Annotated in this window: 12 protein-coding genes; 6 read left to right on the forward strand and 6 right to left on the reverse strand. The window is 63.9% G+C overall.

Translation table 11 applies throughout. From position 1 onward, the window contains the following. From pstB to TACI_RS00475, 4 genes are all read right to left on the reverse strand, one after another. A complete protein-coding gene (gene pstB, locus TACI_RS00460) occupies positions 1-768 on the reverse strand; it encodes a phosphate ABC transporter ATP-binding protein PstB (protein ID WP_012868848.1) in 768 nt (255 codons plus the stop codon). A gap of 36 nt (positions 769-804) precedes the next feature. Beyond that, positions 805-1,659 (reverse strand): phosphate ABC transporter permease PstA, encoded by an 855-nt coding sequence (pstA, locus tag TACI_RS00465; RefSeq protein ID WP_012868849.1) that lies wholly within the window; start codon positions 1,657-1,659, stop codon positions 805-807. Further along, positions 1,656-2,516: a phosphate ABC transporter permease subunit PstC gene (gene pstC / locus TACI_RS00470; RefSeq protein ID WP_164925270.1), complete on the reverse strand. Its 861-nt coding sequence runs from the start codon at positions 2,514-2,516 to the stop codon at positions 1,656-1,658. Before pstC ends, pstA begins: the two co-directional genes overlap by 4 nt. 102 nt (positions 2,517-2,618) lie before the next feature. Next, positions 2,619-3,446 carry a phosphate ABC transporter substrate-binding protein gene (locus tag TACI_RS00475; RefSeq protein ID WP_164925068.1) on the reverse strand — a complete coding sequence of 276 codons (828 nt, stop codon included), beginning with the start codon at positions 3,444-3,446 and terminating at the stop codon, positions 2,619-2,621. Positions 3,447-3,611: 165 nt separating this feature from the next. On the opposite strand from TACI_RS00475, the gene TACI_RS00480 reads away from it, so the two are divergent. From TACI_RS00480 to TACI_RS00490, 3 genes are read left to right on the forward strand one after another with little or no spacing between them, the layout of a single operon-like run. After that, a complete protein-coding gene (locus tag TACI_RS00480) occupies positions 3,612-4,367 on the forward strand; it encodes a PAS domain-containing protein (RefSeq protein WP_012868852.1) in 756 nt (251 codons plus the stop codon). Then, positions 4,340-5,299: an HD domain-containing phosphohydrolase gene (locus TACI_RS00485; protein ID WP_012868853.1), complete on the forward strand. Its 960-nt coding sequence runs from the start codon at positions 4,340-4,342 to the stop codon at positions 5,297-5,299. The genes TACI_RS00480 and TACI_RS00485 overlap by 28 nt, the downstream gene beginning before the upstream one ends. 4 nt (positions 5,300-5,303) lie before the next feature. Further along, entirely contained in the window at positions 5,304-7,232 is a 1,929-nt protein-coding gene (locus TACI_RS00490) for a sensor domain-containing diguanylate cyclase (protein ID WP_012868854.1), read from the forward strand. A gap of 25 nt (positions 7,233-7,257) precedes the next feature. On the opposite strand, the gene pepF is transcribed toward TACI_RS00490, so the two are convergent. Next, positions 7,258-9,117, reverse strand: coding sequence for an oligoendopeptidase F (gene pepF / locus TACI_RS00495; protein ID WP_012868855.1), 1,860 nt, complete (start codon positions 9,115-9,117; stop codon positions 7,258-7,260). Between the two features lie 124 nt (positions 9,118-9,241). On the opposite strand from pepF, the gene TACI_RS00500 reads away from it, so the two are divergent. Next, entirely contained in the window at positions 9,242-9,997 is a 756-nt protein-coding gene (locus TACI_RS00500; protein WP_012868856.1) for a substrate-binding periplasmic protein, read from the forward strand. A 10-nt stretch (positions 9,998-10,007) separates the two neighbouring features. Here TACI_RS00500 and trpB read toward each other — a convergent pair whose 3' ends face one another. Further along, positions 10,008-11,204, reverse strand: coding sequence for a tryptophan synthase subunit beta (trpB, locus tag TACI_RS00505; protein WP_012868857.1), 1,197 nt, complete (start codon positions 11,202-11,204; stop codon positions 10,008-10,010). Between the two features lie 362 nt (positions 11,205-11,566). Between trpB and TACI_RS00510 the strand changes: the two genes are divergently transcribed. Continuing rightward, complete coding sequence (locus TACI_RS00510; RefSeq protein ID WP_164925069.1) at positions 11,567-12,058, forward strand: rubrerythrin family protein; 492 nt, start codon at positions 11,567-11,569, stop codon at positions 12,056-12,058. A gap of 141 nt (positions 12,059-12,199) precedes the next feature. After that, positions 12,200-13,897, forward strand: a complete 1,698-nt coding sequence (locus TACI_RS00515; protein WP_012868859.1) for an FAD-dependent oxidoreductase — start codon at positions 12,200-12,202, stop codon at positions 13,895-13,897. The last annotated feature ends 20 nt before the right edge of the window (positions 13,898-13,917 follow it).

Genomic DNA, 13,917 nt, shown 5'->3' on the forward strand with positions numbered 1-13,917 from the left:
TCATCCAAATCGGCCGGTTATGTAGGCCTCGGTCCTAGGGTCCCTGGGGGATGTGAAGATCTCCCTGGTGGGTCCCTCTTCCACCAGCTCACCCATGAGGAAGAAAGCAGTCCTATCAGACACCCTGGCGGCCTGCTGCATGTTGTGGGTCACTATTATCACAGTGTAACTCTTCTTGAGCTCCCTAACCAGCTCCTCCACCTTGGCGGTTCCCATGGGATCCAAGGCAGAAGTGGGTTCATCCATCAGCAGTACCTCTGGTTCGACAGCTATGGCCCGAGCGATACAGAGCCGCTGTTGCTGTCCCCCCGACAGGTTCATGGCGGACGACTCCAGCTTGTCCTTCACCTCGTCCCACAGGGCCGCACCCCGCAAGCTCCGCTCGACGATCTCGTCCAGCACCCGTCGGTCCTTCACGCCGTGGAGCCTTGGGCCGTAGGCCACGTTCTCCCATATGGAGAAGGGGAACGGGTTGGGTCGCTGGAACACCATCCCCACCCGCCGGCGGAGGGAGATCACGTCCGTCTGGGGGCCGTAGACGTCCTGCCCGTCGATGAGCACCTGCCCCTCCACCCTCACCTCCTCTATGAAGTCGTTCATCCGATTTATGCATCGCAGGAACGTGCTCTTCCCGCACCCGGATGGGCCTATCAGGGCCATCACGGACCTCTCGGGCACCGATAGGTTCACGTTCCTCACCGCCGGAACCGACCCGTAGTACAGGGTCAGTCCCTTGGAGACCACCTTGGATTCCTCCATCTGACACATCTCTCCCTATGTGTATGTTCTATTGTGTATGTTCTATCAAGCCCTGCCGGAGCGTCTGAGCCGGGACCGCCAGGCTATCCCCGTCAGAGACAGCAGGAACACGGTTCCCACCAGGACCAACGATGTGCCGTACTGTATGGGCCTGGTGGCGTCAATGTTGGTTCCAGCGGTGGCCAGCACGTATATGTGGTAAGGTAGGGCCATGACGGATTCGAAGGGGCTCTTGGCAAAGTTGGGAGTGAAGAAAACCGCTCCGGTGAACATTATGGGCGCCGTCTCCCCCGCCACCCTGCCTAGCCCCAGGATGGCCCCGGTCATTATGGAGGGCATGGCGGTGGGGAGCACCACCTTCCTTATAGTCTGCCATCGGGTGGCTCCCATGGCAAAAGAAGCGTCCCTGAGGTCCTTGGGGACGTTCAGGAGGGCGGTCTCCGCGGCGGTTACAACCACCGGCAGAACCAGGCAAGCCAGCGTTAGGGAGGCGCTCAGCATGCTGGCCCCCAGCCCCAGGAAGATGCAGAAGAACGACAGGCCGAAGAGGCCGAATACCACCGACGGCACCCCCGCCAGGCTCCTGATGGCAAGCCTCACCGCGGAGGCCACCGGCCCCTTGGGGGCGTACTCGGTTAGGTACACCGCGGTGGCTACACCTATGGGGAGGGCGAAGGCCATGGACAGCAACATGAGTTGGATCGTACCAACCAGTGGAGTGGCTATGCCTCCCTGGGTCATGCCGGATCGGGGCATCTGGGTGAGGAAATCCCATGTGATGGCGGAGCTCCCGTTCACCCACAGGAAGCCCAATATGGCCAGCAGCGCCCCCAGGGTCAGAAGGGCTAGAGCCCAAAGGCACCAACTGGCCAGCCGGTCCTTGACTAGCCGGATCTTCACGCTCGCCTCCTCCTCTCCAGGGCCATAACCGCCAGGTTGAGCCCCATTGTGGCCAGTAGCAGCATCAGCCCCATGAAGAACAGGGCGTGATAGTGGGAGGACCCCACCGGAGTCTCCCCCATCTCCGCCGCGATGGCGGAAGTGAGGGGCCTCACCGGGTCGACCAGTGACTCGGGCACGATGGCGGCCCCCCCAGCGGCCATGAGAACCACCATGGTCTCCCCCAGGGCCCGCATAACCCCGAGGATGCAGGCGCTCCCTATACCCCTGGCCGCGTATGGGACCACCACCCGAAATGTGGTCTCCAGTCGGGTGGCACCCAGGGCGTAGGAGCCGTCCCGAACCTCCTTGGGCACCGATGATAGGGAGTCCTCCGCCAGAGAAGCCACCGTGGGGAGCATCAGGATCCCCAAAAGGAACGAGGCGTTGAGCATGTTGAGCCCCGTCAGCACCCCGAACCTCTCCTGCAGGTGCGGGGCTATCACCACCATCCCGATGAACCCAAGAACCACCGACGGAAGGAACCCCATCACCTCCACCGCGGGCTTTATGATTTCCCGGAGGCCCCGGGGACAAACCTCCGATAGAAAGATCCCAAGTCCCACGCTGAAAGGCAACGACATAAGGGCCGAAAGGCCCGTCACCGCCAGGGAGCCCACCCACAGGGGAAGCATGCCGAACTTGGGCTCCTCTTGGCTGGGATACCAATACGGTCCAGTAAGCATCTCCATCAGGGAGGCATCCCGAAGCACCGGTAGGCTCTCCTTGACGAGGAACACCAGTATGGCTCCGACAACTATTATCCCCGTGAAGGCCACCCCGGCTACCAATGTCCGGGGGAGCCGGTCTCCTCGCATGGCGTCCACGACCGTAACCCCCTCAGAAAAGGGGGCCCCGTTGGGCCCCCCTACAGATAAGCTAGATACCTCACCTCTCGATTCCATCGAGGCGTTCCTCCCTTAGGGCTTCAGGGTCACGAAGCCCTCCTTGGCCACGTAGCGCTGGCCGTTGGGCCCCTTCATGAAGTCTATGAAGGCCTTGACCTCCCCCTTGGGCTCCCCGTTGGTGTACATGTAGAGCTCCCGGGCGGTGGGGAACTTGCCGTTTCGTGCAGTGGTGGGTGTTCCGTCAACCCCATTTATCTTGAGGGGCTTCACGAACCGCTGATCCACGTAGCCGATCCCGTCGTAGCCTATGGCCAGGGGGTTCTTGGCCACCGTCTGGATCATGGCCCCCGAGGAGGCCACCGTCAGGGCCCGGGGGCTCACCGGCTCCTTCCTAAGCACCTTCTGCTCCCAAACCTCGTAGGTTCCCGAGCTGGTGTCCCGGCTGAGCACCACGATGGGCTTGTCCGGGCCGCCAACCTCCTTCCAGTTCCTCACCTTGCCGGTGTAGATGTTCTTCAGCTGGTCCACCGTCAAGTTGGACACCGGGTTGGATGGATGCACTATGGGGATTATGCAGTCGAAGGCCACCACATGCTTCACCGGCGTGACCCCCTTGGTCTTGGCCTTCTCTATCTCCTCCGACTTCATCTCCCGGGAGGAGTTGGCTATGTGGGTGGTCCCGTCGATCAGCGCCTTTATCCCGTTGCCGCTTCCCCCGCCGGAGACCGATATCTTCACTCCCGGGTTGGCCTTCATGAACGCCTCCGCCGCAGACTGGGCAAAGGGAAGCAAGGTGGTGGAACCGTTCATGACGATCTCCCCCGCCATGGCGGCTCCGCCAAGGACCCCCACAAGTAGTGCGGCACACAGCACCCTCAAAATCGACCTCACCTTGATCATCCTCCTCTTGATCTTACCTAGCTTGGCGATCCAAGGATACCCGCCCCACGTTGGGGCTGTCTTACCGGAACCTTAAGGTTTCGTAACAACCCTCCCCCCTCCCGGGAGTGGTTAAGTTGGTCTACAATAGGCCCCAGGTAACCTTGCGTTTGGGAGGTGGGACCCATGGAGGAGCTTCTAATGAGGGCCCTGTCCGCGTCGGGGGAGCCGGTGGCGGTGATCCGCCGGGACGGTTCGGTGGTCTTCGTGTCCGATCCCATGGGGGCCTACCTGAAGGTGGACCCCTTAAGGGCCCGGGGCATGAGATGTGAGGAACTCTTCGGGGAGGACCTCTGTAGCCTGGCCATGTGCGCCGTGAGGTCCGCTTCCTGCCCCGCCTTCGGCGTAAGCTCCCGCGACGGGCGACTGGAGTGCCGGATCATCCCCGGGGAGGACGGGATCCTGGGGGCGGTGGTGCGGCTCAACGTGAGGGACAGGGCCTTCCGGAGGGCCATGAGGGACCTTGCCTTTCAGCGGCGGCTCACGGGGCTGGTGGAGCAGGACCCGGGGACCCTCATGCTGGTCCTGGACGGGGATGGCCGGGTGTTGAGGGCCAACGGGGCGGCGGGGGACCTCTTCAGGGGCTCCCCGGTGGGGCGCTACGCCTGGGAGATGGGGTCCCCCCATCAGGCGGCCACCCTCAGGGAGGCCATCTCCAAGGGGGACGGTACGGTCCACCTCACCTGCCCGACAAGGGACCGGGTGCGCCACCTGGTGGTCCGGATAAGATCCATGGGCTCCGGGGATGGGGCCAGGACCCTGGTCCTCTGGGGGCACGACGTGACGGAGCTGATACAGGCCAGGGATGAGGCGGACGTCTTCCGCTCCGCGTTGGACCAGTTCTCCCAGAGCGTATGCATCACAAACCCCTTGGGGCCATAACCTACGTGAACCGGGCCTTCGAGGAGATGTATGGATATACACAACAGGAGGCGCTTGGGAAGAACCCCCGGATCCTTAACCCCGGTCTTCAGGTCTACCTTGATCATGGCATATCCCAGGAGGATTACCGACGAAGGTTCCAGGGGATGTGGGATATGGTCCTGGACCCGTCGGTGGGCCGCTGGGAGGGGGAGGTCATAAACCGCCGGAAGGACGGGTCTCTGGTTTGGGTGCAGCTCATCGTCAGCGCCATAAGAGGCAGGGATGGGGATCTCAAGGCCATAATGGGCATCCCGGTGGATCTGACCGCCCAGCGCGAGAGGGCGGAGCAGTTGCTGCTGGAGGCCTACCGGGCCATCGTCCTCATAGGGGAGATGAGGGACGAGGAGACCGGGGAGCACTTGATCCGAATAGGGAGCTACTGCCGGATCCTGGGGGAGGCCATGGGGCTCTCGGACCGGGTCTGCCGGGACCTGGAGATCTTTTCCCAGTTCCACGACATAGGCAAGGTGGGGATCCCGGACAGCATCCTGCTGGCGCCTCGAAAGCTGGACCCCCACGAGTTCGAGCTGATGAAGCGTCACACCATCATGGGATACCAGATCTTGAAGGGGAAGGGAAGCCTGGCCATGGGGGCGGAGATAGCTTTGAACCACCACGAGCGTTGGGACGGCTCCGGCTACCCCCAGGGGCTCGAAGGGGAACGGATCCCCCTGTCGGCCCGGATAACCGCCGTGGCGGACGTGTACGACGCCCTTCGGAGCCGCCGCCCCTACAAGGAGCCCATTGAACACCGGGAGGTGGTGGACTACATCCTGAGCGGCTCCGGCTCCCAGTTCGACCCCCGGGTGGTGGAGGCCTTCAATGCGGTCCACCTGGAGATGGCGGAGGTGTTCCGCCTCACCCAGTCGATCCCGGTGGAGCGGGGGTGATGGTTTGGACCTGTCGTTGGTGACCCAGCTGAAACGGCAGCTGGAACTGGCCCAGTCCATGGCGGCCGCCTGCGCCAAGGGGGCGCAGCTGTTGTCCCGGCACCTCCGGGGCTGGACGGTGGGGATGTACCTCCCGAGGAACGGGGTGCCCGGGTCCTTCATCTGGGTTGACGTCTCCGGCGTTAGGGGCCTCGTGGATCACCCGCTGGTCCGCCGGGCCTTCGAGTCCTCGGGGGCGGTGTGCGGTGAGTGGTGCGGGGGGACCGGCTGGGCGCTTCCCCTTTCCTGGGCGGGGGAGGTCCTTGGAGTCCTCCTGGTGGCGGGGGAGGCGGGGTGCGAGCTGGGCTTCGAGGAGGCCCAGCTGGTGGAGGTTGCCGCATCGCTGCTGGCGGCGGCGCTGGTCTCCCTGCGGCTGAAGGAGCAGATCCAGCGGGAGGCGTCCCTGGCCCGGTTGAGGGAGGGGGCGCTTAACCTGAGGGTGGCCATGGGGGAGAGCCTGGCCAGGCTATTCATCCGCCTGGCGGAGGAGCCCACCGTGGAGGGGCTCTTCCGGCTGGTGGTGGATGGGCTCCTGGAGATGGGCTACCAGGTGGCTTCCGTGGTGTCCCGGTCCAGCCGGGAGGGCCCCATGGAGTTCCGATGCAACCGGGGAAGCCCCGTCTCGGCGGCGGAGGTGAACTACCTTATCGAGGCGGGCCTTGGCCTGGTTGGCCGGGTGATGAGCACCGGCCAGGCGTACCTCTGCGAGGACTCCCTAACCGACCAGGTGGTGGTCAGGACCGAGGGGGATATAAGAAGCGAGCTGGGGGTCCCTATGTGGGGTTTGGATGGCCACATGTGGGGGATGATCCGGGTGGGCAAGAGACAGCCCCGGTCGCTCAATCTGGAACGGGATGGGAAATTGCTGGAGGCGCTCGGGGCCTTTCTGGCGCTTCGGATAGAGCGGAACGAGATGATATGCAGTTTGAGGCGTGAGCTGGACAGGACCCGTCTGCTTCACCGGGTTGTCCAGGACCTTCAGGGGGCGGTGGATCTGGAGGACCTGGCCCAGCGGGTGGTGGCCTCCCTGTCTGCCCAGGCGGGCTACGATCTCGTGGAGTTCTACCAGGTCCAGGATGGGGATCCGGAGCTGCTAATAGTGGGCTCTAGCGTCATCACCCGGGAAGAGATGCTCCCTTGTAGCATTAGGCTGAAGGAGGCGGGGGGAGGGCTGGTGAGCAAAATCCTCCAGACCCAGCGACTCACGGTCCATCGCTGTTCCTCCGAGGACGGATACTTGTCCTTTTCGGATAGGAGCCCTGCGCAGCAGCTGGACGTGCCTATCTTTGTGATGGGCCGGATGAGGGGGGTAATATCGGTGGAGTCCCACCGGGAGGCCTTCGACTCCGCGGACATTTGGTTCTTCGAGACGTTGGCCTGGCACGTGGGGGCCCTTTGGGAGGGGATGGAGCATCTGCACCTCCTGGAGCTCCAGTCCTTCAAGGACCCCTTGACGGGGCTGTGGAACCGCAAGTACCTGGAGGCTCGGTTGGAGGAGGAGCTGAGGCGATCCGCCCGTTCCGGCCAGGCGGTCTGCATCGCCATGGTGGACCTCTCCAACTTCAAGGCGGTGAACGACACCTACGGTCACGAGGTGGGGGACCGGGTGCTGGCGGAAGTGGCCCGGGCGCTCTCCGCCTCGGTCAGGTCCTGCGACGTGCTGGTCCGTTACGGGGGGGACGAGTTCGTGGTTTTCTCCCCCGGGGCGGGGGAGCGGGAGCTGGAGGGGCTGTTGTCCCGGGTGAGGGCCTCCATGGAGGAGATGAAGCTGTGTTCCGTTGGGGGGATATCCTTCGACTACGGGGTCACCTGCTTCAGTCCCGACGAAAACATTATGGATGCCATCGCCAGGGCGGATGGGATCATGTACTTGAGGAAGAGGGGGGGCCGGTAGGCCCCCCTTGCGGTTTCGCCCCCGTCTATCTCCCCGCCTGGTCCAGCAGGGTCTCCATCTCGCCAAGCCGCCTATCGAATAGGCCTATGGCGTCCAGCACCGGCCTTGGGGATGTCATGTCCACCCCCGCGTCCTTCAGGAGCTCTATGGGATGGGCGGAGCCCCCCCGGGAGAGCATGTTCAGGTACCGGTCCCGGGCGGAGGGGTCCTTCAGTATCGCCTCCGAGAGGGATATGGCGGCGGATATGCCGGTGGCGTACTGGAAGACGTAGAAGGGGGAGTAGAAGTGGGGTATCCGGGCCCACTCCATGGTTATCCGCTGGTCCACCTGGAAGTTTGGTCCGTGGTACCGGCGGTTCAGCTTCCCCCATAGGTCCCTGAGCTCCCTGGGGCTGGTGGGCTCCCCCTCCTGGTGGCGCCGGTGCACCTCCCGCTCGAAGGAGGCGAACATGGTCTGCCGGTAGAGGGTGGACCTTATCTGGTCCAGCTGGTAGTTGATCAGGTACAGCTTCTCCTTCGGGTCCTTGGCGTTCCTTATCAGGTGTTCCAGCAGCAGCATCTCGTTGACCGTGGAGGCCACCTCCGCCACGAAGATGCTGTAGTCGCTGGTGGGGTAGGGCTGGGTGCTGTGGCTGTACAGGGTGTGCATGGAGTGTCCCAGCTCGTGGGCCAGGGTGAACACGTCGGAGATGGTGCCGTTGTAGTTCATCAGGATGTAGGGGTGGGTCCCGTAGGATCCCCAGGAGTAGGCGCCCCCCCTCTTGCCCCGGTTCTCCACCACGTCCACCCATCCGCTGGCGAGCCCCTCCCGGGCCTTGCGGACGTAGTCCTCCCCCAGGGGTGAGAGGGCCTCCAGCACCATCTCCTTTGCCCTATCCCAGGGGATGTCCCGGTGGATCTCCTCCGCCAGGGGCACGTGCAGGTCGTAGGGGGCCAGCTGGTCCAGCTTTAGGGCCTTGGCCCGGAGGTCTATGTAGCGGTGCAGGGGCTTAAGGTTGGACTCCACGGTGTCCACCAGCTGTCGGTACACCTCCTCGGGGATCGCGTCGTCGAAGAGCTCCATGGCGAGCACCGACGGGTATTTCCTGGTCTTGGCCAGGAACGAGCTTGCCTTGAGCATGCCTCCGAAGGTGGCCCCAAGGGTGTTCTCGTGGGCCGAGTAGGCGTCGTAGAGGCTCTCATAGGCCTCCCTTCTGACCCGCCGGTCCTTGCTCCGGAGGAACCGGTAGTACCGCTCCTCGGACATCTCCACCCGCTTGCCCTTCTCGTCCCTTATGGGGGCGAAGGTCATGTCCGCGTTGGTTAGCATCTCGAAGGACCTCTCCGGGACCTCCAGCACCTCCCCCATGGAGGCCACCAGCTCCTCCGCCTCCCGGGAGAGCACGTGGGGGGACTTCCGGATCACCTCCGACAGGAAGAACCGGTGGTCCTTAAGGGAGGGCTCGTCCAGGAAGGACCTCAGCAGTTCCCGGGGCAACTGGACCAGCTCGGGCTCGATGAAGCTGGTCTTGGCGCCGAGCAAAGTGGCCAGGGAGGAGGCCCGGTCCGACAGGGCCTGGTAGGTGGGGTTGGCGGTGTCCTCGTGGCTCCTCATCACCGCGTAGGCGTAGAGCTTTCCCACCGCTATGGAGAGCTGGTCCCTCAGCTTGAGGCAAGCGGCCAGCTCCTTCGGGGACGATAGCTTGCCCCGGAAGGCCTCCAGCCGGGGCAGCTGCTCCTGAACCGCCCGGAACTCCTCCTCCCAGCTGGCGTCCGTGGGGTAGATGTCCTCCAGACGCCAACGGAGCTCCTGGGGGACCTGGTCCCGACTGGGCAGGTCCCCGCCGGAGGCGGGTCCCGCGGAGGCCATCAGGGCCGCCGCCAAGAGAAGCGGTTTTACGTTCAACGTTATCCCCTCCTTAAAAAATTGTGTCCACATAAGTATGCCAATCAGGGGCACGGGGTGCAAGTGCCTGATGGCGGGGATGGTGTTATCATTTTAGATAACTCACCAAGGGGGGTGGGGCCCGATGGTTAAGGTTCGATACGCGTTGTTGATCATGGCGGTTATGTGGCTGACCTCTGGCGGGTCTGCTTTCGCTGGCCGTGTTTTGACCGTGGCGGGGGATCCATGGGGACCCTACCTGGATCCGGGCCATCACAGGCTTGGCCTGTCGGCGGAGCTGGTGAGGGAGGCCCTCGGGACCCAGGGGTACCGGGTTGAGTTCAAGATTATCGATTGGCTGAAGGCCCAGGAGATGGCCTCCCGTGGGGAGGTTATCCTCATGAACGCCTGGTACACCCCCGATAGGGCCTCTGCCTTCTTCGTGAGCGACCCGTACCTGAGGAGCCGGGTGGTGTTCCTGGCCAGGCGGGGGAGCGGCTTCAAATACCGTGGGATAGAGAGCCTGAAGGGTCTCCGGGTTGGGAGGATGAGGGGTTACGCCTACGACCCGGAGTTCATTAAGGTCTACATCCCCTACGATGGGGTTAGTTTCATCGACCTGGCCAGGAAGGTGGCGTCCCGGAGGATAGACCTGGTGCCCGAGGATCAGCTGGTGGCCCTTTGGGAGCTTAAGAAGAAGGAGCCCCTGCTGTTGGACAAGCTGCAGGTGGTGGAGGGGCCCCTCAAGGAGACCACGGTGCACCTCATGGCCTCCCGGGTCATGCCGGACGGGGAGGAGACAATAAGGGCCTTCAATCGGGGGCTCAAGGAGCTGAAGCGAAGCGGCCAGTACCGGGCGATACTGGCCGCCTATGGGGCGTCCTCGGTGGAGGTTCGTTGAGGCTATGAGTCTATAGTTCCAGCTCCCTCATGACCGTGTTGAGGTCCTTGTCCCCCCGGCCGGAGAGGTTCACCAGCACGGTGGTGCCATCGCTGAGGGTGGGTAGCAGTTTCATGGCGAAGGCCACCGCATGGGCGCTTTCTAGGGCGGGTATTATGCCTTCGTGCCTTGAGAGGGCCAAGAAGCCATCTAGGGCCTCCTGGTCGGTGACCCCTTCACAGGATATGCGGCCCATGTCCTTGAGGTGCGCCAGCTCGGGTCCAACCCCCGGGTAGTCCAGGCCCGAGGATATGCTGTGAACCCGGCCTGGGTTCCCGTTTGGGTCGGTGATCACGTAGGTCTTGAAGCCGTGGATGATCGCCGGTTCCCCCCTCATGAGGGAGGCGGCGTGGAGCCCTGAATCGAGCCCTTTGCCGGCGGGTTCCACCGCGATGAGCTTAACGTCCAGGTCGTCCGTGAAGGCGCTGAATAGCCCCATGGCGTTGCTGCCCCCTCCCACGCAGGCCACCGCGTAGTGGGGGAGCCGCCCCTCCTCCTTCAGGAACTGCTCCCGGGCCTCGTGGCCTATCACGGACTGGAAGTGGCGCACCATGGTGGGGTAGGGATGGGGGCCCACCACGGACCCCAGGAGGTAGAAGGCCTGGGGGTTGGAAGCGTACTCATGGAGGGCCGCGTCCACCGCCTCCTTGAGGGTCCCGTCCCCCTGGGAGACGCTCACCACCCGGGCCCCCAGGGCCTTCATCCTGGCCACGTTTGCGGCCTGGCGCTGGACGTCCTGGGAGCCCATGAAGACGGTGCACTCAAGCCCCAGGAGGGCTGCCACGGTGGCGCAGGCGGTGCCGTGCATACCTGCCCCGGTCTCGGCGATGATCTCCTTCTTCCCCATCCGACGGGCGAGCAAACCCTGTCCCAGGGCATTGTTTATCTTGTGGGCTCCGGTGTGGTTCAGGTCCTCCCGCTTGAGGTACAGCCTGGCCCCCCTGCCCAGGCGGCTGGACAGGTTGGCGCAGAACGTAAGGGCCGAGGGCCTCCCAACGTAGCGCCGGAGCAGGTCTGTGAGCTCCTGCTGGAACGACGGATCTTCCAGGGCATCTAGAAAGGCCTGATCGAGCTCCTTCAGCCTGGATCCGATGGATCCGTCCACGAATGCCCCCCCGTACTCCCCGAAGTAGCCTCGCCTGGTCTCGGTCTCCGCATGGTTCCTCATCTCGTCTTCCTCCTCTCGATCTCACCTTGGTGTTTTCTAAAGATGAAGGGGGACCACCCCTGTGTAGGATGGCCCCCCGACCTCTTCGGGATAAAAAGGGGGCCGCGGTCCTCTAGGCCGCGGCCCCACCAAGATCCAGTGGTGTCCGCGACCTCAGGGGCGCCACCACCAGAAGAGGGAGCTATGGTTGAAGTTGCCGTTCCGGTTCATGGTATGCTCGATCATGGAGGAAGGATACTCCCCGGGGGAGGATCGGTCAACCCCCCTTGACAAGTTTGGGCCCCTGGGGTAAATAAAAATCGTTTTAGATACCTCGCCCTCCGGGCGGGCATCTCATGAATGAAGAGGAGGAGGATTCGGACATGAAGACCAACGAGAACCTCATGAGCGCCTTTGCGGGGGAGTCCCAGGCCAACCGTAAGTACCTGGCCTTCGCCAAGGTGGCGGAGAAGGAGGGGCATAGGCTGGCGGCCAAGATGTTCCTGGCGGCGGCGGAGGCGGAGACCATCCACGCCCATGCGCATCTCAAGGCGGCGGGGGGCATAGGGGACACCGCCTCCAACCTGAAGTCCGCGGTGAGCGGCGAGACTTACGAGTTCACCCAGATGTACCCCCCCTTCATCGACGAGGCCAAGGCGGAGGGCCGGGACGAGGCGGTGCGCACCTTCACCTACGCCAACGAGGCGGAGAAGGTTCACGCCAGGCTCTTCCAGGAGGTGCTGGACAAGCTGGGTACCGATGACGGGGACGAGTTCTTCGTCTGCACCGTGTGCGGCCACGTCCACAAGGGGACCAGCGCGCCGGAGCAGTGTCCCATCTGCGGCGCCAAGTCCGCCGCCTACAAGATGGTCTAGGGTCCGCTCCCTCCGGAACCTAATACTGCGCCGTGGCTTGCCGGGGACCCTTGAGGTCCCCGTTTACATTTGCCCTCCCTTGGTGTACCCTTAGCGCAGCATAAATACCCCCATGGGTATATCTGGTCGGAGGTGGTCCTAGTGGCCGGTTCGGATTCCAAGCGGGTTGTGGTGGTAGGCGGGGTGGCCTGTGGTGCCAAGGCGGCGTCCAGGCTTAGGCGGCTCAAGCCCCATTGGGATGTCACCATCATTGAGCGATCCGACACGCTGAGCTACGCCGCGTGCGGCATGCCCTTCTTCCTGGAGGGGGCGGTGCCGGACTTCAAGGAACTGCTCTCCACCCCGGCGGGGGTAATAAGGGACGCCAACTTCTTCAGGAACGTCAAGGGGATCCAGGTGCTGACCAACCACCTGGCCTTGGAGGTGGATCGAGCCGCCAAGGTGGTCCGGGCGGTGGACTCATCCACCGGGGAGAGGAAGGAGATCCCCTACGACAAGCTGGTTCTGGCCACCGGAGCATCTCCTGTGGTGCCGGATCTGCCCGGGGTGGACTTGGCGGGGGTCAGCCCCCTGTGGACCCCCCGTAACGCGCTGGAGATCCGCTGTGCCCTGGACTCTGGGAATGTCAGTCGGGCGGTGGTGGTGGGGGCCGGACTGGTTGGGCTTGAGGCGGCGGAGGCCATGGCCAAGCGGGGCATCAAGGTGACGGTGGTTGAGCTCCTGGACCGGCCGTTGGCGGCCTTGTTGGACGGGGAGTTCGGTGCCGCCCTGGCCAAGGCGATCCGGTCCTACGGGGTGGAGTTCGTTCCCTGCTGCCGAGTTATGGGCTTCGAGGGGGAGGGAGGTTCCCTCCGGAGGGTCATCACCGACAAGGGGGACTTCGATGCCCAGCTGGCGCTGGTTAGCGTTGGGGTGCGTCCCAACTCCCAGCTGGCGGCGGACTCGGGCCTCGAGATTGGTCCCACCGGGGGCATCAAGGTCGATTCCCACATGATGACCAGCGATCCGGATGTGTACGCCGGCGGCGACTGCGTGGAGACCTTCAATACGGTTACGGGACGGCCGGTCAGGCAACCCATGGGCTCCACCGCCAACCGGCATGGTCGGGTGATAGCGGACAACCTGGTGGGGATGGGGACCTGCTTCAACGGTGTAATCGGCACGGCGGTAATGCGCTTCTTCAACCACACGGTGGGCCGCACGGGCCTTTCGGAGCAGGCCGCCCGGGAGGCGGGGTTTGACCCGGTTGGCGTCACCGTCACGGACCCAGACAGGCCCCACTTCATGGCTGGATCCGCCCCGGTGGTGCTAAGGATTCTTGCAGACCGGAACAGCCGCCGGGTCCTGGGGGCCCAGCTTATCGGAACCGGCCAGGTTGATAAGAGGCTTGACACCTTGGCCTGTGCGGTTTACGGGGGCATGACCGTGGACATGCTGGCGGACATGGACCACGCCTACGCTCCCCCCTTCTCCTCCGCCCTGGATGTGCTGACCCATGGGGCCAATCACCTTCGCAACAGGCTGGACGGGCTGGTGGAGACCGTGCGCCCCTCGGAGGTGGCGGCACTGGTGGAGCAGGGGGCGGTGCTCCTGGACGTGAGGGGCCCCGGCGAAGTGGAGGCCCAGGGTCAGCTGCCCTTCGACGGGATCCTCGCCATCCCCTTGGGGCAGCTGGACAAGCGGATCCAGGAGTTGCCTCGGGGCCGCAAGGTGATCGCCTACTGTAAGGTGTCAGTAAGGGGCTGGGACGCGGTATCCATACTGAGGAAGCACGGCTTCCAGGACGTGGCGGTCCTGGAGGGCGGCGTGGTGGGCTGGCCATTCAATCTGCGCAAATAGGGTAAGCAGGCGTCGTTTTC

This window comes from Thermanaerovibrio acidaminovorans DSM 6589 (assembly GCF_000024905.1).
In the GTDB taxonomy this organism is placed as follows: Bacteria; Synergistota; Synergistia; order Synergistales; family Synergistaceae; genus Thermanaerovibrio; species Thermanaerovibrio acidaminovorans.

Excerpts from the sequence above, each read along its gene's own strand:
- TACI_RS00510 (WP_164925069.1), top strand. The coding sequence starts at position 11,567 with ATGAAGACCAACGAGAACCTCATGAGCGCCTTTGCGGGGGAGTCCCAG.
- TACI_RS00475 (WP_164925068.1), bottom strand. The coding sequence starts at position 3,446 with ATGATCAAGGTGAGGTCGATTTTGAGGGTGCTGTGTGCCGCACTACTT.
- pstC (WP_164925270.1), bottom strand. The coding sequence starts at position 2,516 with ATGCGAGGAGACCGGCTCCCCCGGACATTGGTAGCCGGGGTGGCCTTC.
- trpB (WP_012868857.1), bottom strand. The coding sequence starts at position 11,204 with ATGAGGAACCATGCGGAGACCGAGACCAGGCGAGGCTACTTCGGGGAG.
- pstB (WP_012868848.1), bottom strand. The coding sequence starts at position 768 with ATGTGTCAGATGGAGGAATCCAAGGTGGTCTCCAAGGGACTGACCCTG.
- TACI_RS00480 (WP_012868852.1), top strand. The coding sequence starts at position 3,612 with ATGGAGGAGCTTCTAATGAGGGCCCTGTCCGCGTCGGGGGAGCCGGTG.
- TACI_RS00485 (WP_012868853.1), top strand. The coding sequence starts at position 4,340 with ATGCATCACAAACCCCTTGGGGCCATAACCTACGTGAACCGGGCCTTC.
- TACI_RS00500 (WP_012868856.1), top strand. The coding sequence starts at position 9,242 with ATGGTTAAGGTTCGATACGCGTTGTTGATCATGGCGGTTATGTGGCTG.